Source organism: Psychroserpens sp. BH13MA-6, assembly GCF_052983595.1.
Genome location: NZ_JBRJGE010000028.1, coordinates 1 through 2,092, shown reverse-complemented (window position 1 = coordinate 2,092; position 2,092 = coordinate 1). Strand labels below are relative to the sequence as shown.

Sequence of the window (2,092 nt, the reverse complement as noted above, 5' to 3'; positions counted from 1 at the left end):
GATTTTGATTTCGGAAAAAGTTAAAAAACTGATTGATTTGAATAAATGGCGAGGAGCATTTCTTGGCCAAATTGAACTGAAAGATAAAAAAGCACGTATTGCCAACACCGTGTATAATTAATTGCTCAGTTGGTTAAGACAAGGAAAAATTCTCACATAATTCACTATATTTAAAAATCGGAAAGAATTGCTCGCTCAGCCTTGCACTTTTTGTCCAGCGGAATTTTCGCCGTAAACGGCTCATCCGAGCGCAAAGCGCTTCGGCTGAAATTCCGCAACAAATCATACACAATTACGTTAGCTACAAGCAAAATGAACACCCAAACTGAACAAGGTGAATTTGAAGTTATTGATAGTTTTGCAATCAAAAGAAGGAATGAATTCTATATGATTGGTGAAATTAAAAAAGGAACAATGCAAGTCAATTGGTTTGTTAATATCACTTTAAATTTAGGACTTTCCTTGTCCTTGAGAATTTCGGAAATAGAAACTGTGGAATTTTCTGAAGAAAAAAAAGATTATAAACTAATAATTATTTCAGCAGATGAAGAAACCATAAATATTCTTTTAGGTTTAAAAATAGGAATTGAACTTGTTAAAATATCAATAGAAGGAAAAGATTAATGAAAGCTAAAGTTTATATAAATGAAAATGTAGTTGGAACAACAAAATTGAAAATTTCAGACGAAAGTATGGGTGGAATAATTGGAGAATTAGTTCCAAATGAAAACTATAATTTATTTAAATCAAATATTCAGTCATTATCTGAAAAAAAAGGAATTGCTAATTGTTCTGACTTTGATTTTATATTGGAATTAGATAACAAACAAAAATTAAATCCTGAAGGTGGAATTGGAATATCTGATTTTAAAGACTTTAACGAAATAATAATTGAATCAGCTGGTAACAGTAATGAAACAATGGATTTAATAAAAAATGCCAGTAGCTAACACCGTGTATAATTCATTGCTGTAGTTGGCTAAGCAAAGGAAAAATTCTCACATAATTCACTATCTTTAAACTCGGAAAGAATTGCTGGCTCAGCCTTGCGCTTTTTTTTCCGCGGAATTTTCGCCGTAAACGGCTCATCCAAGCGCAAAGCGCTTCGGCTGAAATTCCGCAACAAATCATACACAATTACGTTGTAAGCAATATAAACCAAACGAATATGCCAGCAGTACAAGCTTTAACATTTAATGGAGGAAATACAAATATAGGATTCGATAAAGACCCTAATGAATGTCCTTTCTGCCATAAAAGTATAACACCCAGAATGTATCAAGGATTCCAAAAAGATAAAATTTTAGAAGTTGTTTATAGATGTCCAGATTCTGACTGTGGGCGAATTTTCACCGCCTTATATCAGAAAGAATTAATTAGAGGCAATACATATCAATATATTTACAAGTCATCTTCAGTCGGAACTTTTGTAACGAATGATTTTAATGAAAATATAAAAACTCTCTCACCTAACTTTGTGGATATATTTAATCAAGCTTCAAAAGCTGAATCAATGAATTTAAATCATATTGCAGGAATTGGATTTCGAAAAGCATTAGAATTTTTGATTAAAGATTATTTAATTAAAAACAATCCTGATAAAGAAGAAAATATAAAGAAAAAATTCCTTGGTAAATGCATAAAAGATGACATCAACAACTTAAATGTTAAGGAAATGGCAGAAAGAGCAACTTGGTTAGGAAACGATGAAACACATTATGTTCGAAAATGGGAAGACAAAGATATAAACGACCTTAAGATTTTAATTAAAGTTACGTTACATTGGATTGAAATGGAACTTTTAACCGAACAGTATAAAACAGAAATGCAATAAATACTGCTTACAACAACGTGTATAATTAATTGCTTTGGCAGATGCCAATCAGGAAAATTCCTTCGGAATTTTCTCTGGTCAGGTTTTGTTTACTAAATTAGGTGCTGGCCACCGCACCTAATCATACACCAACCGTTAGGTGCAATTTTAAAATAAGAATTTATAGTTGAAAATCAATCTAATCACTTTACTATTAATGGTATCAATGAACCAAGCATTTGGACAAAACCAAAAAGAAAGGGATTATGGATTTTATGA

3 protein-coding genes are annotated in these 2,092 nt (G+C 31.4%); all 3 read left to right on the top strand.

The genetic code is table 11. The annotated features are described in order from the left end of the window. Positions 1 to 312: 312 nt before the first annotated feature. The 3 genes from ACU8DI_RS15280 (at position 313) to ACU8DI_RS15270 (ending at position 1,834) form a co-directional block, all read left to right on the top strand. Positions 313 to 624 carry a hypothetical protein gene (locus ACU8DI_RS15280; protein ID WP_447113661.1) on the top strand — a complete coding sequence of 104 codons (312 nt, stop codon included), beginning with the start codon at positions 313 to 315 and terminating at the stop codon, positions 622 to 624. Further along, positions 624 to 950: a hypothetical protein gene (locus ACU8DI_RS15275; protein ID WP_447113660.1), complete on the top strand. Its 327-nt coding sequence runs from the start codon at positions 624 to 626 to the stop codon at positions 948 to 950. Before ACU8DI_RS15280 ends, ACU8DI_RS15275 begins: the two co-directional genes overlap by 1 nt. Positions 951 to 1,168: 218 nt before the next feature. Next, positions 1,169 to 1,834, top strand: a complete 666-nt coding sequence (locus tag ACU8DI_RS15270) for a DUF4145 domain-containing protein (RefSeq protein WP_089119440.1) — start codon at positions 1,169 to 1,171, stop codon at positions 1,832 to 1,834. Positions 1,835 to 2,092 lie beyond the last annotated feature (258 nt).